The 24,410-nt window shown below is 67.5% G+C and carries 15 protein-coding genes; 10 read left to right on the top strand and 5 right to left on the bottom strand.

Translation table 11 applies throughout. The features are described 5' to 3' along the window. Positions 1-158: 158 nt before the first annotated feature. Complete coding sequence (locus tag ABZ004_RS14340; RefSeq protein ID WP_355680281.1) at positions 159-3,248, bottom strand: MXAN_6230/SCO0854 family RING domain-containing protein; 3,090 nt, start codon at positions 3,246-3,248, stop codon at positions 159-161. A gap of 1,075 nt (positions 3,249-4,323) precedes the next feature. Between ABZ004_RS14340 and ABZ004_RS14335 the strand changes: the two genes are divergently transcribed. Beyond that, complete coding sequence (locus ABZ004_RS14335; RefSeq protein WP_355680280.1) at positions 4,324-5,643, top strand: GGDEF domain-containing protein; 1,320 nt, start codon at positions 4,324-4,326, stop codon at positions 5,641-5,643. Here ABZ004_RS14335 and ABZ004_RS14330 read toward each other — a convergent pair. Next, positions 5,630-6,592 (bottom strand): zinc-binding dehydrogenase, encoded by a 963-nt coding sequence (locus tag ABZ004_RS14330; protein WP_355680279.1) that lies wholly within the window; start codon positions 6,590-6,592, stop codon positions 5,630-5,632. The genes ABZ004_RS14335 and ABZ004_RS14330 overlap by 14 nt on opposite strands. A gap of 393 nt (positions 6,593-6,985) precedes the next feature. Here ABZ004_RS14330 and ABZ004_RS14325 point away from each other — a divergent pair, with 393 nt between their 5' ends. Then, positions 6,986-9,781: a DEAD/DEAH box helicase gene (locus tag ABZ004_RS14325; protein ID WP_355680278.1), complete on the top strand. Its 2,796-nt coding sequence runs from the start codon at positions 6,986-6,988 to the stop codon at positions 9,779-9,781. Positions 9,782-10,115: 334 nt separating this feature from the next. Then, positions 10,116-11,426: an SWIM zinc finger family protein gene (locus ABZ004_RS14320; protein WP_355680277.1), complete on the top strand. Its 1,311-nt coding sequence runs from the start codon at positions 10,116-10,118 to the stop codon at positions 11,424-11,426. Between the two features lie 107 nt (positions 11,427-11,533). Here ABZ004_RS14320 and ABZ004_RS14315 read toward each other — a convergent pair whose 3' ends face one another. Beyond that, entirely contained in the window at positions 11,534-11,785 is a 252-nt protein-coding gene (locus ABZ004_RS14315; protein WP_355680276.1) for a hypothetical protein, read from the bottom strand. Between the two features lie 252 nt (positions 11,786-12,037). Between ABZ004_RS14315 and ABZ004_RS14310 the strand changes: the two genes are divergently transcribed. Next, complete coding sequence (locus tag ABZ004_RS14310; RefSeq protein ID WP_355680275.1) at positions 12,038-14,974, top strand: BTAD domain-containing putative transcriptional regulator; 2,937 nt, start codon at positions 12,038-12,040, stop codon at positions 14,972-14,974. Between the two features lie 4 nt (positions 14,975-14,978). On the opposite strand, the gene ABZ004_RS14305 is transcribed toward ABZ004_RS14310, so the two are convergent. Further along, the gene (locus ABZ004_RS14305; protein WP_355680274.1) at positions 14,979-15,956 is read right to left on the bottom strand and encodes a GDSL-type esterase/lipase family protein; all 978 of its coding nucleotides are present in this window, start codon (positions 15,954-15,956) and stop codon (positions 14,979-14,981) included. Between the two features lie 44 nt (positions 15,957-16,000). Next, positions 16,001-16,804, bottom strand: a complete 804-nt coding sequence (locus tag ABZ004_RS14300) for a TrmH family RNA methyltransferase (RefSeq protein ID WP_355680273.1) — start codon at positions 16,802-16,804, stop codon at positions 16,001-16,003. Between the two features lie 270 nt (positions 16,805-17,074). On the opposite strand from ABZ004_RS14300, the gene ABZ004_RS14295 reads away from it, so the two are divergent. The 6 genes from ABZ004_RS14295 (at position 17,075) to ABZ004_RS14270 (ending at position 24,330) form a co-directional block, all read left to right on the top strand. Then, a complete protein-coding gene (locus ABZ004_RS14295; RefSeq protein WP_355680272.1) occupies positions 17,075-18,265 on the top strand; it encodes a hypothetical protein in 1,191 nt (396 codons plus the stop codon). After that, positions 18,262-18,933 carry a hypothetical protein gene (locus tag ABZ004_RS14290; RefSeq protein ID WP_355680271.1) on the top strand — a complete coding sequence of 224 codons (672 nt, stop codon included), beginning with the start codon at positions 18,262-18,264 and terminating at the stop codon, positions 18,931-18,933. Before ABZ004_RS14295 ends, ABZ004_RS14290 begins: the two co-directional genes overlap by 4 nt. Further along, a complete protein-coding gene (locus ABZ004_RS14285) occupies positions 18,926-19,579 on the top strand; it encodes a hypothetical protein (RefSeq protein ID WP_355680270.1) in 654 nt (217 codons plus the stop codon). The genes ABZ004_RS14290 and ABZ004_RS14285 overlap by 8 nt, the downstream gene beginning before the upstream one ends. After that, positions 19,576-22,935, top strand: coding sequence for a chromosome segregation ATPase (locus tag ABZ004_RS14280; protein ID WP_355680269.1), 3,360 nt, complete (start codon positions 19,576-19,578; stop codon positions 22,933-22,935). Before ABZ004_RS14285 ends, ABZ004_RS14280 begins: the two co-directional genes overlap by 4 nt. A gap of 330 nt (positions 22,936-23,265) precedes the next feature. Further along, positions 23,266-23,919, top strand: a complete 654-nt coding sequence (locus ABZ004_RS14275) for a hypothetical protein (protein WP_355680268.1) — start codon at positions 23,266-23,268, stop codon at positions 23,917-23,919. Positions 23,920-23,946: 27 nt separating this feature from the next. Then, complete coding sequence (locus ABZ004_RS14270; protein ID WP_355680267.1) at positions 23,947-24,330, top strand: nuclear transport factor 2 family protein; 384 nt, start codon at positions 23,947-23,949, stop codon at positions 24,328-24,330. Positions 24,331-24,410: the final 80 nt, after the last annotated feature.

Genomic DNA, 24,410 nt, shown 5'->3' with positions numbered 1-24,410 from the left:
TTATGTCACGACATGTAAGCCGTCACATTTCGCTGACGTCGCAGCGATGTTAACGGTCGGGCCCCTGCTCCGGCAGAGCGTCGTCCACGGTCTCGGCGTACCCTCGTCGCCCGCTTCACAGCGTGCTCGTCGCGGCCGTCAGGGGCCTGCGGGGTGGGTTACTGGTTGGGGGTGCTGAGGCGGGCTCGGCTGTCGGGGGTGAGGGTGGTGAGGAGGTGGGGGGCGTCCAGGAGGTGGACGCTGCCGGGGTCGAGGAGGTGGGGGTGGAGGGCGTAGACATCGGCGCCTGATTTGGGGTCGATGTCGCCGTTGATGACGGCGACGAAGTCGGCGCGGGTGGCGGCGTCGAGGTCCCAGTAGCGGTCTGGTTCGAGGCGGGCTGTCAGGCGGCGCGCGAAGGTGGTGACGTCTTCCGATTCACCACGGAGGTATCCGACGACGGAGCCGTCGGCGCAGCGGACGACCACCTCCGTCGTACGGGCGGCCGCGTGCCAGCAGCAGACTTCCCAGAGGGTGACGCGGTCGCCGGCGCCGTGGACTTCCTCGAGCGTCGCCGCCATCAGCGCGACCTGACCGGCCTGGCGGACCAGGCTGTTCCCGTATCCGGCCGCGCTCAGATTCACGTCGTACCAGCGAAGCTGCATCGTCCGCAGGTCGATCCCGAACGGCAGCAGCGTCTTCGCCGATCCGGTCAGGTCGAACCGCTCCTCCACGGCCGCCGGATCGAACAGCTCCGAAGGCTCGCGCATCAACCCGATGAACCCCCGCTCCAGGGCGTCGAAGGTCACGCCGTTGAAGCTGAAAACCACGGGCAGCACATACCGCCCGCCGACCCGACGTACTGCTTCCAGATCGAGATCGACGTACTCCGTGGCGCCGCGCGGACCGGGCGCCGCGGTGAGGTTGCCGGAGTGCACCATCGCGTCCTGGTCGAAGCGCAACCGGGTCGGATCGCACAGCCCGACGAACGCCCACTCGTCGTCGAACACCGCGACGGCGAGATCGAGATCGGCGCGCTGGTCCGGCGGTTCGACCCAATGCAGGAAGAGCCGGAGCAAGTCGTCGTCCGGGATCGGCTGCACACTCCCCCGCGTCATCCGCCGCAACGTCGACGACGAACTCCGCTCCGAACCGGGAGCCACCAACTGCGCCAATTCCTCGTCGAGGAAGGCCCGCCGGACGGTAGGCAGATCGGTTGCCCTGCGCAACATTTCACCGACCAGTACGCCGGACAGCGCGGCGGCGAGGTCGGGCGGAAGGGGTTCACGTTCGTCGACGGCGGTCCAGAGGCGGGTCGTTCCGCCGCGGGGGAAGAAGAGGCGGAGGTCGCCTGGCGGCGTACGGACTTGGCCTAGGGCTGCGGTCAGTACGACGGGTGACACGTCCGAGACGGCGGTGGTCAGAGCGTCGACCAGAGTGCCGTGCGCATCGGGTGGCAGAGCGCGCGCGAGGTGGACGAGGCGGCGTACCAACTCGCCTGGTCGGTCGCGGAGGAGGTCCAGCGCGTGGCCGGGACGGTCGGCTGCGAAGGCTTCTTCGAGGCGGCTGGCGAAGGTCTTCAGGACGAAGCGGCCGTCCTCGACGCGCACTTGCGGATGTTGGACCGCCTCCGCGTAGACGGCTCGCCCGGCGGGGCTGTTGGAATCCAGCCAGCCCGAACCCGGCCGGGTCAGGACGGTGAGGTCCGAGTCCGGTGCGAGCGGGGTCTTGCGGAGGATGGCGAAGGCGAGGGCTGTGACTGGGTAGGCGGTGGCGTGTTCGAACGGGTGGAGGTTCTCGGCGATTCGCTTCCAGGCGCGCGGGTGGCGGTGCAGGTCATCGACGAGGCTTTCGAAGGGGATGCGATTGAGGCGCGCGAGGATGGTGCGCCGGGTGACGCGCGGGGCCGACAGGCGGCGTACGGGTGGGGTGCGGAGGCTGGGGTCGGCATCCATCAGGACGTAGAGCAGGCGCAGTACGTCGGTGGCGGTCTCGGCGAGGACGTCGAGGAGCGCGGGGTGCTCGGTGACGAGCGCGGCTAGGGCGACCGCGCGGGTTTCGCGGACGGGGATGTCGTCGGGCAGCCACGCGGGGTCGGTCAGCAGTACTGCGAGGTCGGCGCGATCCACCACGGACAACGGCGCCCGTCGGGACAACAGTTCGACCGCCGTACGACGAGCAGCATCGTCCCCCACCAACGCCAGCAACCGAAGCCGAACGCCCCCATCCTGCGAGCCTTCCGCACCAGCACCCGAACCTCCACCCGAATCCCCGGCTCCCACCATCCCAGCCGAATCCCCGGACCCTCGCAAATCAGCCGAATCCCCGGACCCTCGTAGATCAGCCGAATCCCCGGACCGTCGTAGATCAGCCGAATCGCTCGCCCTCCGCAACCCAGCCGAGTCCCCGGCCCCTCGTAGATCAGCCGAGTCCCCGGCGCTCCACAAACCAGCCGAATCCCTGGATCCACGCATACCAGCTGAATCCCCGGACCGACCCGATCGACCCGAACCGCTGGGGTCACCCGCTTCTGGCGACCTCCCCGCACCACTCACGTCATCCGACTCAGGTGCCCTACCGGAACCGCTCGGCTCACCCGCCTCGGGTGCTCTTCCGGCACCACTCACGTCACCCGCCTCGGGCGCCCTTCCAGCACCACTCACGTCACCCGCCTCATGCGAACTACCGGCACCACTGACGTCACCCGCCTCAGGGGACCTGCCGGCATCACTCAGGTGGGGGTGGAGGAAGGGGTCGTGCGGGTCGAGCGGGCGGAGGCAGATGGGGCAGGCGCTGTAGTCGGAGCCGTCCCAGCAGGAGGTGCAGACGAGGTGGGCGCAGGGCGAGACCGGGTGGACGGTTCTCGCTTCGCCGCAGAGTACGCAGGGCTGTTGTGGTTCCTGGAGCAGGCGGGCGAAAACCCTGTCTATGTAGAAGGTCTCGGTATTGCCGGGGACGCTCTCGGGGAAGCCGCGGAAGAGTGGAACGAGCTCAGCCTTCTTGCCGGACTCGCTGTCGAGCAACTCGAGAAGGGTCTGGCCGAAGCCGGTCAGGGCGAGCGGGTTGAGACCTGCGCAGTACCGGTACAGGGTGGCCGACAGGAGGAAACCGCGCTGGATCAGCTCGGCCTGCAAGGCGACCAGGCCGGCCTGGGTAGTCAGCGGATGCCGGAGCCATTGCCAAGCGGATCGGCGTACGGGCGGGGTCAGGCGCACGGCGTCAACCAGCCTCTTGCGGCGCAGCAGCACCGCGGCGAGCGCGTCAGGCATCGATTCCTCCCCCGGTTGGACAGAGTTGCCAGGGGCGGAGAGCGGACGCGCTACATGCCTGGTGAAGGAGAAGGAAGCACGTCCAGGAGCCGCCCCTGGCAAGAAGAACGCTACCGGCCCCCACCGACAGTTTCCGCACACCGCCGCCAACACCCGGCGCCGCTACCGACCGACCCAGCCCTGGAGACATCAACCGATAGCACTAGGGGCTCCGGACGGCAGATCGGTGTGCTCACCCACTCCTGATGCCCTTACCCCCCTCCTATAGCAGGGGGGTGACCCCGCCAAGGGGAGTTGGGCACACCGAAGCGGGGTCGTGTTAGGGGGTGAGGGTTCTGAGGAGTGCCCGTGGCGTGGGTGGCGCCCGAACCCAGGTCGTCGAAGAGGTGAGGCTCGACGTCTGCTGGAGGTGGGGTGGCGCGTCGGAGGTGGGCGCGTGCGGAGAGTGGAGCGGGGCGCGTGAAATATGGCGCCGGGTTAGGCCTGACGCGCCAGCGAGGTGACGCCGGGGTGCGGGAGGCGGGAGGCGGGGCCGGATCGGCCGGGGCCGCGTCGGTGGGGGACGGGCCGGGAAAGAGAGAAGTCTGGTATCAGGGTCGGGGCCGCCCCGCCCAGACCCCGATACCAGACACCTCAAGAGTAGAGGTGGTGGACAAGTCCTCAACCACCGGGACCCCGAAATGGCACTGATGCGCCGCGAGCAAACCCTTGAATGGATCAGACCAGTTCCGGAACTGGACCGGACCACTGACACAGGAGGTAAGCGCCCCACTGCACAGCGACACCAGCACCGCGAATCAGAACACGGATCGTGGCAACACGTCTACTCACGGCAGTTGTCTAAGAATTGCCTGTGAATTAAATCCATCCACCGTTCCCGGAAATCCCACTCGAGCGCCTCCGTAAGATATCGGTAAAGAAATCCACACCGACAGCCCGGAAAGGCGGTCCTGTCCGCCCATTCGCGCCGCATTGTCCAGTCAGTGGACCGATTCGCCTCACACTCGGATGATCTCGCCTCAACAGGCAGTTACCATCAAGGAACAAACCGCTCAGGTCTACCGTGTGAGGCCACATGATTCTGATCGGTCGGAGCAGGTGGGTTCCGCCCCGCCACTGGAAGCTCTGGTCGCTGCCGGCTCCGTCATTGGGCTACGTGCTCGGTGTCGAGGTTGTCGCGCTCGCGATCACCGTCGAGGCCGTCGCCGCTACTCTGCGCGCCGGCGTCAGGCCGTCCGAATGGGCCGCATTCGCGGTGGTCACGATCGCCGCGATCCTCCATCTGGAATCCGCCCGCGGTATCGAGCGCCGCCGCCAGCTCCCACCGAGCACCTCGCCGTACGCGAACCTGAAAAGCCTCTGGGTCTTCGCCGGCCTGTTGCTCCTTCCGCTCGCCCTCGCGATCGCGTTGATCGTCGCGTCGTATTGCTACTCCTGGATCCGCGCGTACGGCCGCACGATCGCGCACCGGAAGATCTTTTCCGCCGCCACGTACGTGTTGGCTAGCGCCGCAGCCGCCGCCGTACTGCGGGCGGGTGGTCTGCTCGCCGCACCACGTCTCCCGGACGACTTCTGGACCCTCGTCGTCGTGGTCGCCGCGATGCTCACCTGGTGGCTGGTGAACTTCGCCCTGGTGGTCGGGGCGATCCTGCTGGCCGCGCCGGACGCATCGGCTCGCGGCGCCCTCGGTGAGTTGTCCGACCAGTTCGTCGTAATGGCCGGCCTCGGCCTCGGCGTCGCGGTGGCGGCGCTGCAATCGTCGTACGCGTGGGTCGTGCCGATCCTGATGGTGACCGTGCTCGCGCTGCATCGCGACTTGCTGCTGCCGCAGTTCCAGCGGGCGGCGGGTACGGACGCGAAGACTGGTCTGGCGACACCGTCGTACTGGGCGAACGCCGTGCCGATCGAGTTGGCGCGGGCCGAGTCGCTGCGGAGTCCGGTCGGGCTGTTGTTGCTGGATCTGGACAGGTTCAAGGAGATCAACGACACCTATGGCCACCCCGCCGGCGACCGGGCGCTGCGTGCGGTCGGCGAGACCGTGCGGGCAGAAGTACGGCAGGGTGATCTTGTCGCGCGAGTCGGTGGCGACGAGTTGGCTGTATTACTGCCGGGCGCGTCCGAGGGCGAAGTACTGGAAGTCGCCGAACGGATTCGCGAACGCCTGACCACGTTGACTGTTTCGGTCGACACCGCCGTCGACGCCACCGCGATCATCGAGGGAGTGCCGGCGTCGATCGGCGCTGCTGTCTATCCGGATGTCGCTGGCACGATGGATCAGCTCGTGCTGGCGGCCGACAACGCTCTTCTGACCGCGAAGCGGGCCGGGCGCAACAAGATCGTCTCTGCCCGCCCGGCACCGCCCGCGATCACGGATCTGAAGATCACCGAATCCTGAGCAACGCCTTCCCCAGCAGGGCGCGGTCCTCGATCGCACGATGGGCCTCGCCGAGCTCGTCGAAGGCGAAGACGCGATCGATCACGGGGACGAGATCGCCGGCCAGCACCCGCCCGATCACGTCGCTGTGGGAGACCTGGTAGCTGTCGGCCTGGACATCGCGGATCCCTTGCGTGGTGATACCGCGCCGCTTCGCCTCGGCTTCGTCGTACTGCGCGAAGCTTCCGCTCGGCGTACCGTGCGCGGAGAACCACCCACCGTCCTTCACCGTACTGAACGCGGCCGCACCGAACGCACCGCCGGCCCCCTCGAACACCACGTCGACACCATTCGTTGCCTCTAGCACCAATTTCTCCCAGCCGGGCAACGTGTAGTCGATCACCACGTCCGCTCCCTGGGCCTTCGCGAGATCAAGTTTTGCCTGACCGCGCGCCGCCGCGACGACGTGCGCTCCGGCCTTGTGGGCCATCTGAATCAACAGCAGGCCCATTCCGCCGGCTGCCGCGGTAATCAGCACCTCTTTGCCTGCGAGATCTGGCGCTGATTTCTCGAGGAGGAGGGTTGTGAGGCCATCGCCGAGTGCAGCGATCGCTGTTTCGACGTCGAGCTGCTCCGGCAATTCCACCAATGAATCAGCCGGTACGGCGACGCGCTCGGCGTGCGCCCCGAATTGCTCGGTCCGGCCGATCACCGTCTTGCCGATCCACGCCTCGTCGATGCCTGGGCCGACTGCGTGAACCCGGCCGCCGACCGAATGACCTGGTATGTAGGGCGGAGTCACGTCGAAGTACTCCCGGTTCAACCCTCGCCGGATCGCCGTCTCCACCCAGATCACGTCGGTCACCTCGGCGTCGATCACCACCTGCCCCTCCCCCGCGGCAGGCTCCGGCCACTCCCGTACTTCGATTACTTCGGGCCCACCGAATTCCGTCACCACTGCTGCCCGCATATCTGCCCACTCCATTCGCTCTTTCGTCCGTCCCCCCAGACCCTGCAACCTCAACCATGGTTCGGGTCAAGCGAGCGGACCGCCAACACTGTCCAACCACCTCCCGCCGTACTCCGCTGAGCGTGAACGGCCCCGCGAAACGACCTGAAATCGAGGTTGATGAGTGTTGGCGGACCGCCAGGCCATCAGTACTCGGTGGAGGGGCCCGCGGGAAGGCGAAGGTGGAGGCGGGTCGCGCGGGCGGTAGGGCCGGAGCTCGGTGTGGGGTGCAAGTACTGATGGCGTGGCGGTCCGGAGGCCTCGGGGGTGCCCGGTTTCGGGAGTGACTGCGGGTTGTGGATGAAAGTGGGCGGGGTGTCGGTGGGGGTGGGTACTGTGCGGGGGGTGGTTGAGATGGTGTTTTTGGAGGGGGAGCCGCCTCGGGTGGGGCGGCTGGCGGTGCATGGGGAATTGGGGGTGGCGGGGTGGGTTGCTGATGGACAGGTGGAGCTGGTTCAGCTGCGGGGTGAGAAGCTCCGGCGGGTGAAGGTCGCCGCGAAGATGCTGACGGCGAGCGAGGCGCTGGAGTTCTTCACGCGACCGGCGGAAGAGAGCGATTCGGCCAGTCATCGGGCTTGGCGGGCGGCGGCGTTGGCCGGGGTCGGGCTGGTCGCGCGCGGGCGGCTGGTGCCGGACAAGGGGACGACCGGGCTCGGTGCGTGGCGGGTCGGTCCGTTGGACCCGGTGGATCGCGGCTGGCTGAAGAACCTTGCCGCGTCGATGCCCGCGGAAGCATACGCCGTACCGGTGGAAGGGTCGCGACCGTTGCGGTTGGCGGATCCTGAGCAGTTGGTGCGGGCGTTCTGGGATGCGCTGGCAGATGCGTTGGTCCGTACGCCGGCCGCCGGGCTGGCCGTGCGGGAAAGCGCGCGACCGTTCGCCGATCAGGAGCCGATGGAGATCGCCGGGCCGACCGAGTGGCTCGACGAGACCGCGTTGAGTGAAGAGGCAGGCGCACGACTTGTACTGCGTATCGAGCCGCCGGAGGACGATGCCGATTTCAAGGCAGTGCTGCAGTTGCGAAGCGGCGTCGATCCGAGCCTGCTGGTCGATGTGGCAGACGTGTGGAACGCACCGGCCGCAGTACTGACTGCCCTTGGGGAACGCGCGGAGACCGATCTGCTGTTGGCGTTGCGACGTGGAGCGCGGGTTTGGCCGCCTCTCGGTGCGGCGTTGAAGGACGCGGCACCGCACGAGGTGGGGATCGACGACGATGCGCTCGACGAGTTGGCGAGCGACAGCGCCGCGTTGGACGGAGCCGGGATCGAGGTGCTGTGGCCGGCCGAGTTGTTCGCCGGCGAACTCGCAGTACGAGGTGCTGTTGCTACTCCGACACCAGGTGCGGTGACGGGACCGGATTTCAGTCTGCACGATCTGCTCGCGTTCAAGTGGCGGCCGACCATCGACGGGCAGGAGCTGACCGAGGCCGAGGTCGCCGCGTTGGCCGAGGCGAAGCGGCCGATGATCCGGATGCGTGGGCGTTGGGTGCGGATCGACCAGGATCTCGCGCGGAAATTGCGGCGTGGTGGTTCGCGGAAGTTGACCGGGGCCGAGGCGCTCGGGGCTGCGCTGACGGGGACGATCGAGGTCGACGGTGAGCTGGTCGCGTTCGATGCGGGTGGTTCGCTGCGGACGATGCTGGATCGGCTCCGTTCGGCGCGTGATCCCGAGCCTGTGGAAGAGCCGATCGGGTTGCGGGCGACCTTGCGCGACTATCAGAAGCGCGGTGTGGCGTGGATGGCGCACCTGGCGGATCTCGGGCTCGGCGGGTGTCTGGCGGACGACATGGGCCTGGGCAAGACGATCCAGGTGATCGCGCTGCATCTTCAGTTGCGGCGGCGCGGACGCGGGCCGACGTTGGTGGTCTGTCCGTCGACCTTGCTGGGCACTTGGGAGCGGGAGCTGGGGAAGTTCGCGCCGGACGTGCCGACGCGGCGGTACCACGGGACCGGGCGGAATCTCAGCGATCTGGGCGCGGACGAAGTGGTGCTCACGACGTACGGGGTCGTGCGGCAGAATCACCGGGTGCTCGGCGAGATCTTCTGGGGACTGGCGGTCGCCGACGAAGCGCAGCATGCCAAGAATCCCTTGTCCAGGACGGCTCGTGCGCTACGGACGCTGCCTGCGGCAACCAGGCTGGCGTTGACCGGTACGCCGGTCGAGAACCGTCTGTCGGAGTTGTGGTCGATTCTGGACTGGGCGGCGCCGGGGTTGCTGGGGACTCTCGATCGCTTCCGACATGACATCGCCGTACCGGTTGAGCGGTATCACGACGAGGAGGCGACTGCTCGGCTCGCGCGGGTGACGCGGCCGTTCCTGTTGCGCCGGAAGAAGACCGATCCGGGGATCGCGCCGGAGTTGCCGCAGAAGACCGAGCACGACGTCGTCGTACCGCTGACTGCTGAGCAGGCGACGCTCTACCAGGCCGTGGCGAAGGAGACGCTGGCGAAGATCGAGGAGGCAGAGGGGATCGCGCGGCGTGGGTTGGTGCTGAGTTTGCTGACGCAGCTCAAGCAGGTCTGCAATCATCCGGCGCAGTTCTTGCATGAGCCTGGGCCGCTCCCCCGGCGTTCTGGGAAGCTCGCGGCGCTCGATGAGTTGCTCGATGTGATCCTGGCGGAGGGCGAGTCGGTGCTGATCTTCAGTCAGTACGTCGAGATGTGCCGGTTGATCGAGTCGCATCTGGCGGCACGGCAGGTTCGATCGCTCTTCCTGCATGGTGGGATCGGGGTGCGGAAGCGCGAGCAGTTGGTCGAGCAGTTCCAGGCGGGCGAGGCGCAGGTGTTCTTGTTGTCGCTGAAGGCTGGTGGGGTTGGGCTCACGCTGACAAAGGCGACGCATGTTGTGCATTACGACCGTTGGTGGAATCCGGCTGTTGAGGATCAGGCGACGGATCGTGCTTACCGGATCGGGCAGGATCGGCCGGTTCAGGTACATCGGCTGGTCACCGAGAACACGCTCGAGGACCGCATCTCGACGGTGATCGCCGCGAAGCGCAATCTGGCGGACGCGGTAGTCGGCTCGGGCGAAGCTTGGCTCAGCGAACTGTCCGACACCGAGCTCAGCGAGTTGGTAGAGCTGTCGACCACACCAGCCAAGTCGGGTGCGGCGAGCGCCTACAACCCTTCCTCCGTTGGAAAGACGCCATGAACCCCCGTACGCCGGACCGCCCATCGCGCACCTTCCCGGATACACGTAACGCCGCCTGCACTCCGGCGCACCGGCTCTGCGGTTTCTCCGGGGAACGCAGCGCGAGTCGTACGCGGGCGCTCGGCTCGCGGTGGTCCGCCGACAAGCGCGTGAACGAGCAGCTTGCCGCCGCCTCCTCGCTCGCGGTTCGGGTTGAGGGAGCGGACCGCCAACACTCATCAAGCACCACGCGGCGGGCTCCGCTGAGCGTGGCGAGCTTCTCGAAACGGGCTTACAGCGGAGTTGATGAGTGTTGGCGGTCCGGGCGCCGGGTCCGCTGGTGTGGGAGGGCGGCGTGAACGAGCGGGTGCCGTGGCAGGGGTGGCGGCGGGCGGAGGAGAACGCGGGGTTGCCGGCTGCCAAGGGGCCGGGGAGTCGGCGACCTTTTGGGCAGACGTGGTGGGGGAAGGCGTGGGTCGATGCGCTGGTGCATCGGTCGAACCTGGATCCGGGGCGGTTGAGTCGCGGGCGGTCGTATGCGCGACGTGGGAGTGTGCTAGAGCTGTCGGTGGATCCGGGAGTGGTGAGCGCGATCGTCCAGGGCAGCCGGACTACGCCGTACGAGGTGAAGGTACGGATCCGGGCGTTCACGGATGACGAGTGGGAAGCCGTTCTGGATGTGGTGTCGGCTCAGATCGGGCGGGTCGCGGCGTTGCTCGACGGGGAGCTGCCGCCTGAGGTTGTGGATGATGCGCAGGCGGCTGGGTTGGAGTTGTTGCCGGATGCGGGTGAGGTCAAGACCGCGTGCAACTGTCCGGACTTTGCTGTTCCTTGTAAGCATTCGGCGGCTGTGTGTTTCTTGATCGCGGATGCGCTGGATGAGGATCCGTTCTTCTTGTTGTTGCTGCGTGGGCGGAAGCGCGACGAGTTGATGGCGGCGTTGCGGGCTCGCCGGTCGACTGGTGGTGAGCAGCCGGTGGTGAAGCGGCGGCCGGTCGGCGTACCGGCCAAGGCTGCGTTCGCGAAGAAGGTTGGTCCGGTGCCGTTACCCCCGAAGCCGATGGCGCAACCGGGGGTGCCGTCGGCGGTGTTGATGCTGGATCCGCCGCGGCAGTCGGGGATCGATGCGCAGGATCTGGTGGCGTTGGCGACGGATGCGGCGCGACGGGCGTGGGAGTTGGCGTCGGGTGATGGGGACGGTGGGCTCGGGCTGACGCGGGATGAGGATCTGGCGCGGCGGGCGGCGGGATTGCTGGGGACGTCGGCTCTTGCGGATTTGGCACATCGGGCTGGCATCCCTGCTCGGCAACTGACCAGCTGGGCGATCGCGTGGCGCGAGGGTGGTGCAGGTGGATTCGCGGTCGCAGTCTCGCCGGTGGAGACCACGAGCGCGACTCCGCCCGCCGAAGGTGCGGCGGGGAGTTCGGTGGTTCGGGGTGGGGGCGACGCGGGGATGGCGGAGGGGCGGGAGGCGTTGGGGGCTGGGGCTGTGGTGGAGGGGAACCGGGTGACGGCGGGACGGCGGCAGTTGCGGATGGGGATGGATGGGCTCTGGTATCTGTTCGGGGAACAGTTCGGCGATTGGGTACTGCGCGGTCCGGGAGCCGCAGATCCCCGCGAGCTCCTCGGAGCCGGAGCACTTGGAGCCGGAGGCCCGCTCAGCTGACGGGTTACTCGGAGGCGGCAGACGACTCGGAGAGGCGACCTCTTGGTTGCCGGCTGCTGGGAGGCGGCGGGCCGCTCCGAGGTTGCGGCCGTTCGGGCGGCGGTGGGCTACTCCGAGGCGGCGGGTTGGTTGGATCGCTGGTTAGTGGGGTTGTTGGTGGTGCGGGAGGTCACGAAGGCTTGGGTCAGGCGGGAGATTACGTCGTACGGGATGGGCTTGTTGAGGGGGAACTTGAGGGTGCTTTTGCCGGAGAGGTAGGGGGCGAGGGCGGTGGTGAGGGTTTCGTCGCCGGTGGGGACCGGGTAGACGGAGATGTGTTGTTTCCAGCCGCTGAAGTAGAGCAGCGCTTCGTCGTTCATCGTGACCGTGGGGATCTGGGTAACTGATTTTCTCCCCGGCATCGGGTACGGCGGCCAGAATCGTCTGCCGCACCTGTTGAAGGATTTCCTGTACGCCGGCAGGAAACTCAGCGATGTAGTCGTCGACAGAAGTTGCCATAAGCCCATCCTGCGCCCACCGCCCACTATCCGGCCAGACGCAAGCTTTTCGATCCCTGCTTAATGGCGGGTTTTGCTTTTGCATAGACCGGAATTGCTGCGCAGACTCGTCCTATGACCGAGGCGCTCAGCATCGATCTGCTCGGCCCGCTGACAATCCGATCGGGCGGTTCCGAACTGAACGCCGGCCCGGTCCGGCAGCAGGCACTGCTCGCCGTACTGGCACTGCGGGCCAACCACGTCACCTCCCCCGAGCAACTGCTCGACCTGGTGTGGGACGAGGAACCGCCTGCCACAGGACCGAAAGTCATCCCCACGTATGTCTACCGGATCCGCAAGTTGCTGCCACCCGGCGTCTCCCTCGAACACCGCACGACCGGCTACGTCATGCATCTGCCACCCGACTGCCTGGACGTCGATCGCTTCGAGACCAAGATCGCAGCCGCGGCCCAGGTCGGCGACCCGGCGCTCTACCGCGAAGCACTCGCTCTGTTCCGGGGTGAGCCACTCAGTGGACTCCCCAGCAACTACCTCGCAGCTCAGCGCCAGCGACTGATCGCCCGCCGTGACGTCGCCGTCCGCGACCGCCTCGACCTGGAACTTGCCGCAGGCAACCATGCGGAACTCGTGCCCGAACTGCTCACCCTCGTCTCCGCCCACCCTCTCGACGAGCGCTACGCGAGCCGCCTGATCGCAGCCCAGTTCCACAGCGGCCGCCAGGCAGAGGCACTCGAGACCTACGCCAAAACCAGAGCGACCCTGCTCGACGAGCTAGGTGTCGAGCCCGGCCCCGAGCTGCGAGCAGTTCACCAATCCGTACTACGCAACGAAAGCACCGGACACGACGAGCTCCCGTACAGCGGCGCCACCTTCATCGGCCGTACGACGGAACTCGCAACCGTCGTCGCCGCACTCGATCCAGCTACCCGAACCGCTCCCCCGGTCGTCGCCATCGACGGGATGGCCGGCATCGGCAAGACCTCGCTGGCAGTTCAGGCCGGCCACCGACTCGTCTCGGCGTACCCGGACGGCCGGTTGTTCGTGGATCTGCACGGTCACACCCCCGGCCGGGTGCCGCTCACGACCGAGGCCGCGATCGACCACCTGCTCCGCGGCATCGGCGTGCCGCCGCAGCAGATCCCCGGCTGTCTCGAGGACCGGCTGGCGATGTGGCGGTCGAAGACGGCCGGCCGACAGCTCCTCATCGTGCTGGACAATGCACCGGACGCCAGATCAGTCCGACCCTTGTTGCCGGGGGCAATCACCTGCGCAGTGCTGCTCACCAGCCGTCCGCAGCTGACCGATCTCGACACGAGCCACCGGATCGCACTGGAGTTGCTGCCGGGGACCGACGCGGCGAGCCTGCTGACCGAGATTGTCGGCGCGGATCGGACCAGTACCGAGCAGTCAGCCGTCGAGGAACTTGCCGAACGCTGCGGCCGGCTACCGCTCGCGATCCGCATCGCCGGGTCCAGGCTGCGGCACCGCCCGTCCTGGACCGTGGCGCATTTCAACCAGCGGTTGAAGGACCAGGACCGCCGGTTGAACGAGCTGAGCCGGGACGCGGGTGGCGTCGCGCCGGCATTCGCCGTCTCGTACGAGCAACTCCCGGCCGACCAGCGTGCCGTCTTCCGCCGACTGGGTCTGATGCCGGGCAAGGACATCGACGCGTACGGCGCCGCCGCGCTCTGCGAACTGACCGTCCGCGACACGGAGCAGATCCTGGAGAACCTGGTCGACGCCAGCCTGTTGCTTCAGCCGGTCCCGGATCGGTTCGAGTTCCACGACCTGCTGCGCGAGTACGCCGGCCAGGTGGCCGCCGATGAGGAGAACGAGACCGATCGCGACGCAGCGATTGACCGGCTCCTCGCGTACTACGCGCACACGGCGCACCGCTCGGCGGCGTACCACCATGATCTGCTCCTGGATGCACCTCCAGCGAGCGAATCATTGCCCGACGTCAGCGCGGATCTACGCTGGGCCGACAGCGAACGGGTGAACCTGGTCGCCGCCGTGGAACTGGCTGAGCGCACCAAGCGGGACGAACTGGCCAGTGCGTTGGCGATCGCGGTGGCGCCGTATCTGCACGACCGGGGTCGGCAGGACGAGCTGGACGTCGTACTGACTGCTGGGCTGACGGCTGCGCAGCGTTCGGAGGATCGATCGGCCGAAGCACGGCTGCTCTACCTGCGCGGACACATCGGTCAATTCCGGTGCGGTCCGGAGAAGGGCGTCTGCGATCTCCGGCGCTCTGCGGAACTGGCTGCGGACGAAGCGCCCGCAGTACGGGCTCACATCCTTGGATCACTCGGTTACACCGCCGGGGCGCTCGACCTCCGCTCGGATTGGCGTGACCTGCTGCGCGAGTCGCTTCGTCTGGCGCAGTTGGCCGACGACCGGCGCGTGATCGTGACGCCGCTCGGTCACCTGGCTGCACTGCACGCGCGGCAGTGGGAGTTCTCTACGGCACTCGAGTACTACGAACAGGCGTTGTCAGTAGCCCGTGATCTTGGCGACGAACGCCTCCAACCAGATCTGCTCAACGGAATCGCCCGCTGTTTGCTAGATGCCGGGAAGCCGTACGACGCGTTGCAGGCGGCTCGTGCTGCGCAGCGACTGGCTTCACAGCTCACCCAGGACTTCTCGCTCAGCTACACGCTCTGCTATCTCGGGGACGCCTACCGGCAGCTCGGTTGGGCAGACAAGGCGGTTGATACGCATCAGCAAGCGCTGCAGATTGCTGTCGGCAACTGCACCCACCTGGACGACGTGGACGCCCGGCTGAGTCTCGGGGCCAGCCTGCTCGCCGCAGGCCGTAGTACGGAGGCTGACGAGCAGTACGCCCTCGTACTACGCCTCTGCGAGGAGCGGGGCCACGTACTCGGAATCGCTCAGGCGTTGACCGGTCTCGCCGATTGTGTCCAGGCGACCTCTCCCGGTCAGGCGCGGGCGCTTCTCGAGCGAGCGCTGGATCGGGTCGACGGCGTCCACCCGATAGCGGCGGAGCGGCTCCGCGCCAGATTGACCGGGGTGCCAGCACCGATTCAGTAAAGCTTCATCGCGCTCGGCGGAGGGCGGTGTGGGTTTCCAGGGCTGGGATCAGGTGGGCGGCGATTTTGGCGTGGCCTTCGACTGAGGGGTGGACGCCGTCGGTGCAGTCTTCGGGGGTGATCCAGTTGGTGGTGTCGATGTAGATCACGTTGTCGACGGCCTTGGCGGCGGCTTCGATGGTGGTGGCGTGCTTGCCACTGAAGGGGCTCAGGGCAACAATCGTCGCCGAGGGATACGACGTACGGACGCGCGCGAGATAGGCGGCGTACTGGTCGGTGGTGAGGGTTTCGTCGTTGACACCGAGGTTGAGGACGACTGCCTCGGGTTGCTCGACGCGTTCGGCCGGGGAGCCGGCGAAGTTCCAGCCGAAGGAATCCAGACCGTTCGGGACCTCGCCGTTGCCGGTGCGGACGATGCCCTGGCGGCCGAACCCGACCTGGTACGCCGTTGCGCCGAACGCTCGGGCGGTGAGATACGCGTACGACTTGGTGCCGTCTGCGCCGTCGGACTCCGGGTGCGCGCTGAGCGCCCGGACGCCCTGGGTGATGGAGTCGCCGTAGAACTCGAGTCGAGGACCGGCCGGGCGACCGATCAGGCGGAGGCGGGTGTTGACGTCGAGGACGAGGCCCGCGAAGACGACCGCGCATTCGAAGGGCGGGTTCCAGCGGTTGACGAACTCGTTGACGTCCTTCACCACGACCTCGACCGTGTGCCGACCGGTCTCGGCGGTCAGTTCGATCACTGGCTGCTCGATCAGGTGCAACTCGGGTTCTTGGTCGTCGAGCGAGATCCAGAGATGCGGGGCAACCGTCAGACCGTTGGTGTCGAAGAGCAACTGGAGGCGTTCACCGGCGAAGGAGAAGCTGATCCTCGACCCGGAGTTGACGGTGATCGCGAGGCCGGGCTGCTGCGCCCACTGCCCCTCGAGCACGATCCGCGGATCACTAGGAGCAACTACCTCACCCGGTTCGAAGTCGTTCACAAGACCCCATTCTGCCGGGCTCCCACACCGAGCATCACCGTGGCTCACCATCCGTCCTTGTGGGCTCGGGCTTCGAAGAGCAGGATGCCGGCGGACAGCGCGACGTTGAGTGAGTCGGCCTGGCCGAGCATCGGGATCGACACCTTGCCGAAGCCCTGCTGATGCCACTTCTCCGACAGCCCACCGCCTTCCGAACCGACCACGAACGCGGTCGGCTTTCCCCTGTACGGCGTATCGCGGTAGCTCCCCGTTGCCTCAGGGTCGGCCAGGTGCACCTCGACCCGGTGCTCGCGCAACCACGCCGCTGCTGTGGAGATCTCGTCGAACTCGAGCACCGGCGTACTGAGAACGAGCCCGCGACTCGCGGCGTACACGGCCGGATGGGTGGGACGTGCCCTGCGGTTGGTGAGGACCAGACAGTCGGCGCGAGCAGCATCGACCGTGCGGATCAGGGTGCCGAGATTGCCGGCGTACTCGACTCCGTCCGCGACCAGGATCAGCGAGGACTCGTCGAAGCGGAACTCGTCCTGCCGCCAGACCGGAAGCCGGGCGATCGAGAGCAGGCCGTCCGATCGGTTCTTGCGCGTGATTCGCGCGTACAGCTTCGGCGAGATCCGGTAGATCTCGTTGGCACGGGCTGCTACTTGTTCCGCTGTGGTGCCCTCTGCTTCTTCGGGACAGTAGAAGAAGGTGGTGATGGTGGCCTGGGTGGTGAGCAACTGGTTGTGCTCCCAGGTGCCCTCGACCAGGATGCGGCCGGGGACAGAATCCTTGCGGACGGCGAGCAGCTCGCGGTACTGCGGGTGCTGAGCGCCGATCGGCAGGGCGTCGAGACGTGACGGTGCCATGGTGAGACTCCGGTGTGATGAACACAGCAAGCTCACCCGGGGACGTGACTGTCCGCGCCGGGATGCCTGCTGGGGGTCGGCTAGAGCGTTTGAGGACGCACTAGCCGAGGAGTCTCATCATGCTTGCGATGGTAGGGAGGCACCGCTGCGGCGTCACCTGGTTTTCGGTTGTCCACAGGCAGGCGGGCCGTCGGTTTCCGATCTGTCCGCCGGGGTCGATAAAGTCCGGGGTCTGGTCGCTTGTTCAGGGCCGCACGGGAGGAGGACCTGATGGACGCGACATTGCTGGACGCGGAGGCCGAAGCGGCCGTACTGCGCGTCTACCGGCAGGTGTTCGCCGTGCTCGCCCGCGAGGCCGGCGCGATGATCGTGGATCCGGACCTGCTGGACGTCGACCAGGCGATCCTGGACGCGTTCGCCGAGGCCGGCAGCGACGGGTTGACCGTGGAGCAGGCCTCGCTGGCCTGCCGTGGGTATCCGCACGAGGTGATCGTCCGGCGGTTCGAGGTGCTCCGGCAGTACGGCGCGATCACCAAACTGGTCGACCGTCCGAACGAGCTGCGGCACCGGGCCGCCTTCGCGCCGTACGTGATGTTGATGTTCCTCAAACGGATGTCCGTGCAAGGCGGGCAGGCCGAGCTGCACCAGCTGCTCACGCTCGAGGCACACAGCGTGAGCGATCCGCGCGCGACCGAGGACCAGGGGCAGGCGTCGATTGAGCGGCTGACCAAGGTCTTCCGGCTGCTCGGGAACGAGCTGGCGATCCTCGTCTCGACGTCGACAACCGCACAACTGCGCGAAAACGCCCAGCTTGCCTGGGGTAACGAGCGGCTGATCGAGCAGGCGGAGAAGGTGCACCGGATCGTGCTGGAGCGCTGGCCCACGCTGCACCGGGCCTGCACTTCGTTGCGGATGTCGCTCGCGGCTTATGCCGATGCAGTGCAGCTGGCTGCGGGCCGGCTGGTGGAGAGAGCCGGTACGACGCGCGCGCTCGGGCTGCTCCCGATCGAGACCTGGCTGACATTCACCCGGTCGAGCGAGACCGAGGTCCTCGCCGGTGTGCTCGACGGGCTGCTCTTCGACGCCGCCGCACCGGACTTCTCCCCCGAATCGATGCTCGAAGCGGTCGAGTCGGGGCGTCGTACCGGTACTGCGCGGATGGCACCACCGCGGCCTTCGGCGGAGACGGACGCACCGGAGTCGGCGGCCGCGACGGACCGGGAGGACCTGCGAGCCGAGGCCGAGCGGATCCTGGCGGGGCGATCGAGTGTGTCGATCATCGATGTGGTCGACGACGCGGGCGACTGGATCACCGCTCGACGAGTGCTGGCGGAGCTGACCGCGGCGCATCTGCATGACGAGCTGGATTACGAGCTCCTCTGGGCGGACGGGATGCGGATCGACCCGACGGCGGGGACCCCGTGGGCGACCGAGGGTACGTTCCGGCGGGTGAACCGATGACTGCCGAAAGTGTGGTCGAGGGGCGTCTCTACAACGCTCTGTGGTGGGCGAAAGTGCAGTCGGGCGGACCTTTGCAGGTATCGCCGGACACACCTGCGGTCGCAGGGCTGACACGGGCCGCCGAGCCTGACGGCTCTTCTGTCTGGATGCTGCCGACACTTCCGGACGGCGCCGGGCACTCGGTTCTGGACGAGCTGGGCACTCCCCCGGTCGCCGTCGAGCAACCGAACGAGACCGCGCGCGTCCTCGCCATCTGCGTCACCTGCTGCTGGCCCGACCGAGACGGCCCAGCCTGGCCCGGCGCAGTCGGCACCCTCACCCAGATCAAGGCCGTGTACGCCGGTATGCGCGGCCGCCCCGAGCAATCGAGCGACCTCACGCTCATCATCGGCAGCCTCCGCCGCCTCCACGCCACCCACTGGCTCCTCTGGAACGAAAGGGCCGGCGAAGTCCGCCTAGGCCCCCGCGTCATCACCTGGGGACCGCCCCAGCTAGCCACCCTCAGAGAACTCTGCCGAGTCCTCCCTGACCCGCCCCCTGCAGTATTGGCCGCGCCCCGCACCCCCGAGATCCACCCCGAGCCGCTACCCGCGGATGCGGACGCACCTCCCGCCACCCCGGCCGCTTCAGAAACCGCAACCACCGTTTCGGAGGTTGAAGATGACTGAGCAGCATGCTCTCTTCGACAACCTGCTGCAGGACTTGAGCGACCGCTCGCGTGACGAGGTGCTGGCTGCTTTCAGTGCTGTGCAGTACGCCGCCCATCCGGTGGCCGAAGTCCAACTCGCTGGGCTTCGGGATGTGACCCTGCGCCGCCAGGTGCAGAAGATGCTGAAGCTGATCGGCCGCGTCCTCGTGCAGGTCGACGGCACCCACTGGACCGCCGGTTACGCGGACGACATCGCGGAAATCCTGACTGCCCAGGGCTGGCAGCCGCTGTCGGTAGTCGACCGCGCAGTGCTTGTTCTGGTGCTGGTGCATTCGGTAGCGATCCCGCGCAGCGAAGGCATTCTGACCGGCGACAGCTGGAAGTCCGCCCGTCCGACCACCGTCGACGAACTCCGTACGACGAAGATCAGCAGCGAAGAGCGCCGCCTCTCGCTGCAACGACTGCGCGCCGCCGGCCTGATCCAGCTCTCCGGCGACCACTCCGGCGGCCCGAGCTACATCCCCGGTCCGCAACTCCAACGCCTCACCCCCGCGGCCCGGCGCCGGTTGCAGGATCAGCTGATCCTCGCCGCCGCCCCGGCCAGCCCGATCGCGGAGGCCATCCGCGCGCGCAAGGGCATCACCGATGAAGAAGGAGCGGCATGAGCAGTCCCGTTGAGGACGGACCGTTCGACATCCTCGGCTCGAAAGTGCTGCTCGGCGTCCAGGTCGTCGACCTGTCCAGGTTGTCGACCCACCCGATCCCGATGGTCGGCCAAGGCCTCGTCACCGTCGCCGGTCAGGGCCCGGTCGACTCCAACGGCGCCGGCAAATCCTCCTGGATCGCCGCGCTGTCGCTGCTCCATGCCGACGACCAATGGCGCCTCACCAGCGGCGCTCCCGGCGCGGCCGAGCTCCTGTTCACGGCCGAAGCGGCCGGCCAGGAAGGCAACTGGTCGAACGTCGACCGCGGCTACATCATCGGCGTCTTCTCCGACCCCGACCTCACCGAGCTCGCCGAGATCGAGGCGGCGGCGATCACCGTCTGGATCCGGATCAACCGCAAAGCGTCGTACCTGGATCTGCGCTGGAAGAACGGCCTGCACGTCCCCTTCGGCGCGACCGAGGCCGAACGCGCAGCCGGAGCAGACGCCTTGTGGGCCGCCCTCCCCCATTCCAACGGCCGCACCGACTTCCACGCGAACAAGCTCTCCTCCGTTCTGTACGGCGGCCAGGTGCGCTGCGTGTCGTTCCTCTCGACCTCAGTCCGTTCGTCACCGACCGCCAACCTGCTCGCCGAGCCGCTGAACGAGCTGGGCCCGGCCCGTATCTTCAACGCGATCGCCACCCTGACCGGCCTCGACCACGAGCTCGAACAAGAGCAGGCCCACCGATCCGCGGAGCACACCCAGCGCGAGGCGACCAAGCAGGCGACGGCCGATCTGCAGCGCTGGGAGCAGGAGATGGCCACGGTCGAGGCCGGCATCCTGCAACGTGCAGCGGCCCGATCCGCGCTCGCCGACGCGCGGGAGTCCTGGAAGGCGCGCTGCGCTCGCCACCTCGTCGACGGCGATGCCCGCAACAGCGACATTCTGCACGAGCTGACCGAGCTCGACCAGCGCGTCGCCGAGCAGGAGGCCCGCCGGGAAGCAGTCGACACGGAGATAGATGCCTTCGGCAACGAAGAGACTCTGCTCCGGGATGCTCAGCTGACCCGGCAGGAACGTGACCATCTCGATGCACGGGACCGCGAACTGGACCTTGCCCAGCGTTCGGTTCGTGAGCAACTCGAACGACTCGGCCAGGAGCACCGTCGACTGGTTGAAGCCGGCCGCTCCGCGGATGGCCGGGATCTGGATGCTGCCGCAGCGGAGCAGGACGAGGCTCGCGAGGCGCTCGAAGAGCACATCGGACGCGATCACGCGGCTCGTGCTTACGTTGACCAGGCGACGGCGTTGCTGCGCGAGGCGGAGAGCGGTCAGACCGTGTCCGCGCCTCAGCAGCAGGTGCTGGAGAACGCGGGAATCGCGTGCGGCGCCTTGACCGACATCACCGAACTGGGTGAGAACGACCGCACCGAGTGGGAGCCGCGACTGGCGCCATACCGGGAAGCGGTTGTCGTCGACGCGGAGGATGCTGCGCTGGCTGCGGCTGCTTTGTCGGATGCTGGGTATGCGGGCTTCCTGCTGGTGCTCGCGAACCGCCCGGGTACTGCGTTCAAGGGTGGTCCGGCCTCGGCGGACAAGCGGTTCAAGCTGGACGCATTCTTCGTGGCGCTGGCTTCGCGGGCCGCGAAGGAGGTCATCGACGAGGCCGCTGGTGTCGTAGCGGTCGGACAGTTCGACGAGCCGATCACCGGCCGGACCGCCCGGATCGAGGCCGCTCGCCGTCGACTCGAGGCGGCTGTCGACGCCCGATCCGCGGCAGCTTCGGCGTTGGAGCAGGCACGTGCCCGGGTCGAACAAGCCGAGCGCCGTACTGCGGCCGCTCGCGCGCTGGGGGCCGCTGCCGACGTACAGGAGCAGATCCTCGCGCTCCGGGAGGCGAATGATCGCCACGAGAACGATCGGGACGCGCTGGCTCCGTCACTGCAGGCTGCCAAGGAGGCGGCCGAGGCTGCCGCCGGACAGCAACTCGTGCGGGACGAGCGGCTGAAGAACCTCGAGGCCACCCGGCGGGATCACGACCGGATCCTCGACGATCTCGCCCGACGCCGGCTGGTACTGCTGGAGGAGCAGACTTCGCTCGACCTGGTCGCGCGGACCACCGCGTGGGGAGCATCGGCCGCCGAGGCCAGCGACTTCCTGCTCGGGCTCCCCGACGACACCCAGCGCCGGACCACGGCCGACTGGAATCACCAGGCTTGCACTCAACTCGACGACGTCGTACGCCGTTGCTTCCCGAACGCCCGGTCGCGCGAGGAGATCCCGGCCGAGCTCTGGGAGATCCTGAACGGTGCGGACGGTTGGTCCAACGGGACTCTGGGTGCACGAGTTGCGTTGGTGCCGGCGTTGCAGCGGACGTTGGCGAGTCATTTGGCTCAGCACGAGACGTTCGACAGCCTCCAGCAACAGCAGATCGCCAGTCAGCGCGCCGAGCGGAACGCTGCGCTCGAGCGGGCTCGCGAGGGCCTGGGCGAGGCGGAAAGCACCGCTCGTGCTCACCGCGCGTCTTTGGCGGACGGGATCAAGTCGCGGCTTCGGTTGGTTTCGACTGAGTTCGACCGGCTCGATCAGCAGTACGGCGGGTATGGGGCAAAGCTCGAATATCCGGAGCCTGACCCGCCGGCCGAGCCCGACAAGCCGTGGAAGTGGACCGTCACGCCGAAGTGGCGGCGGTCGGAGGGCGGGCCGTTCTCCGCGTTCAACGTCAAGGGCAACACCGCCCAGATGGATGAGAAGGCGGTCAAACTCGTCTGTGCGGCGGCTCTTGCCGGTGGAAGTGACCGTCCGTTGCTCCTGATCCTCGACGAGCTGGGCCGCAACCTCGGCTCCCAGCACCGACGCGAGGCCGTCGCCTTGTTCGAGCAGATCGGGCGCGACCGCAACATCACGGTCATCGGTGCCCTCCAGGACGACATGGAGCGCTACGCGCTGGCCTCATCCCGCCTCTACGTCAAACTCCGCCGCTCCTCCGACACCATGGCCTACAACCAGGCCCCGGTCGTGAAGGGTAACGAGGAGTACGCCGCCCGAGTAGAACTCCTCCGAACCTGGCTCGACTCCTACCGAGGCCCCACCCCCACCCTCGACCTCCCCCCAGACCAACTCCCCACCGACACCGCGGCAGCCGGAGCCTCAACCCTCACCGACACGCCGGCAGCCACCACCCCCGCCCCAGCCCTCGCAGAGCCCGCGCCCCCGTCTACCCCCGCCGAAGCCACGGCGCCGAAGGCAGCCGGCGACTCTGCCCCTACCAAAGCCACGGCGCCGGAGGCAGCCGGCAAGGCCGAGCCTCCCCCGAAGCCACGTGCTACCCGGAAGCCCCGCGCCAAGCCAGTCGGCGAGGACCCAACCGCCTAGCGCCGGCCACGCTTCACGTTCCCACGAGCGCTCTTCCTCGGACCCGCTACCTGCACGCGGGTCGTGGATCAGCTCAGCGGGTGCGTTTCTGCGCGTGTTTCTGGTGAATGTTCGGGTTGGGGGTTGGGAGTGGGTTTTGGGTGGGTGGTTGCGGAAAGGGGACCCCGGTGGGTAAGGGTGACCTAGGTGTCGTTCACACTGGGGTGGTGACGTGTCAGCTGTTCCGCTCGGATCGTTCACACCGCGTAGGCGGAGCTCTGGCCAATGCGTCCCAGGTCGGCGTACCGTCTGCCGGGCAGGTCCAGCCGGCAACTGAGCGGAGGGCGTGAGATGGCATCTTGGCTGCTACGCGCCCAGTGGACGCACCGTGACGAAACCATCGAGCACCGGGCACTCCGGGTAGGCCGCACGCTGACGGCCGTGGCGGTGGCGTTTCCGGACGTCCACCTGTGGACCCAGGACGAGCGCTGGGGGTACCACGTCCTCGAATGCGACGCCGCGACTCCGCTGCAGGAGATGGTCGAGGCGACCACCAAGGTCCTCTCCAACGGCTCCAGTACCACGCGGCTCCATCTCCAGAGCACCGGTGACCTTCCGTGGCTGTTCGACCTCTCGATGGGAGGCACGCTCACCACCGCGGCCGATCAGCTGACACTGCACTGGAGCGACGACGACGCGCTGATCCAGTCCGAGCGCTTCGCCCAGGTACTCCGGGCCGTCGTCACGATCTGGGAACCCGAATGGGCCAGCATCGCCGATACCGAGCTGGCAGCGGCGGCTGGTGTCTTCCGCCGGGGCATTCCGATGATGGGCTGGCTGACCTATGTCCGCGGCCTGGTTGCCGGCGCTCACGGTATCGACATCAACCTGACTCCGTTCGAGCGCGGAACTCTCCTCCAGGCGCCGGTAGCCCCTGCCGACCTGACTCCGGTCCACGTCTGTGCCGCCGCAGCCCTGGTCGGCATCGCCCCCGAAGGCTCCTAGCCCCCAGTTCGTATCTAGGGTGGGCTCGTGACTGCCGCCACCGAAGTCCTCGCCGTATCAACCGCGTGGGACGCCGCACTCGTACGCAACGACGCCCAGCTGATCGCCACTTACATGGCCGATGACTGGGTCTATATCGGACCGGCCGGCCCCACTCCCAAGGCTGACATCATCGGCTGGATCGGCAGCGGTCAGCTGGCTCATCACACGATGGAAGCCATCGGTGCTCCGCGAGTCAGCGTCTACGGCGAGACCGCTGTCATCACTTCGCGCAAGCGCAGCACCGGCACCTGGGATGGTGTCTCCTACGCGGCCGACGAGTGGATCAGCGAGACCTTCGCTCTGTTGGAAGGCCGATGGCTCTGCATTCTCAGCCACAAGTGCCCGAACCTTGATCCGGAAACACATTAAGGGCCACCCGTGTGGGTGGCCCTTAACAGTGTGAATGTCCGGCGACGTCCTACTCTCCCACGACCTCCCGGTCGCAGTAC

This window comes from Kribbella sp. NPDC006257 (genome assembly GCF_040613535.1).
In the GTDB taxonomy this organism is placed as follows: domain Bacteria; phylum Actinomycetota; class Actinomycetes; order Propionibacteriales; family Kribbellaceae; genus Kribbella.
The sequence above is the reverse complement of the archived record's forward strand: the minus strand, read 5'-3'. Positions and strand labels throughout refer to the sequence as shown.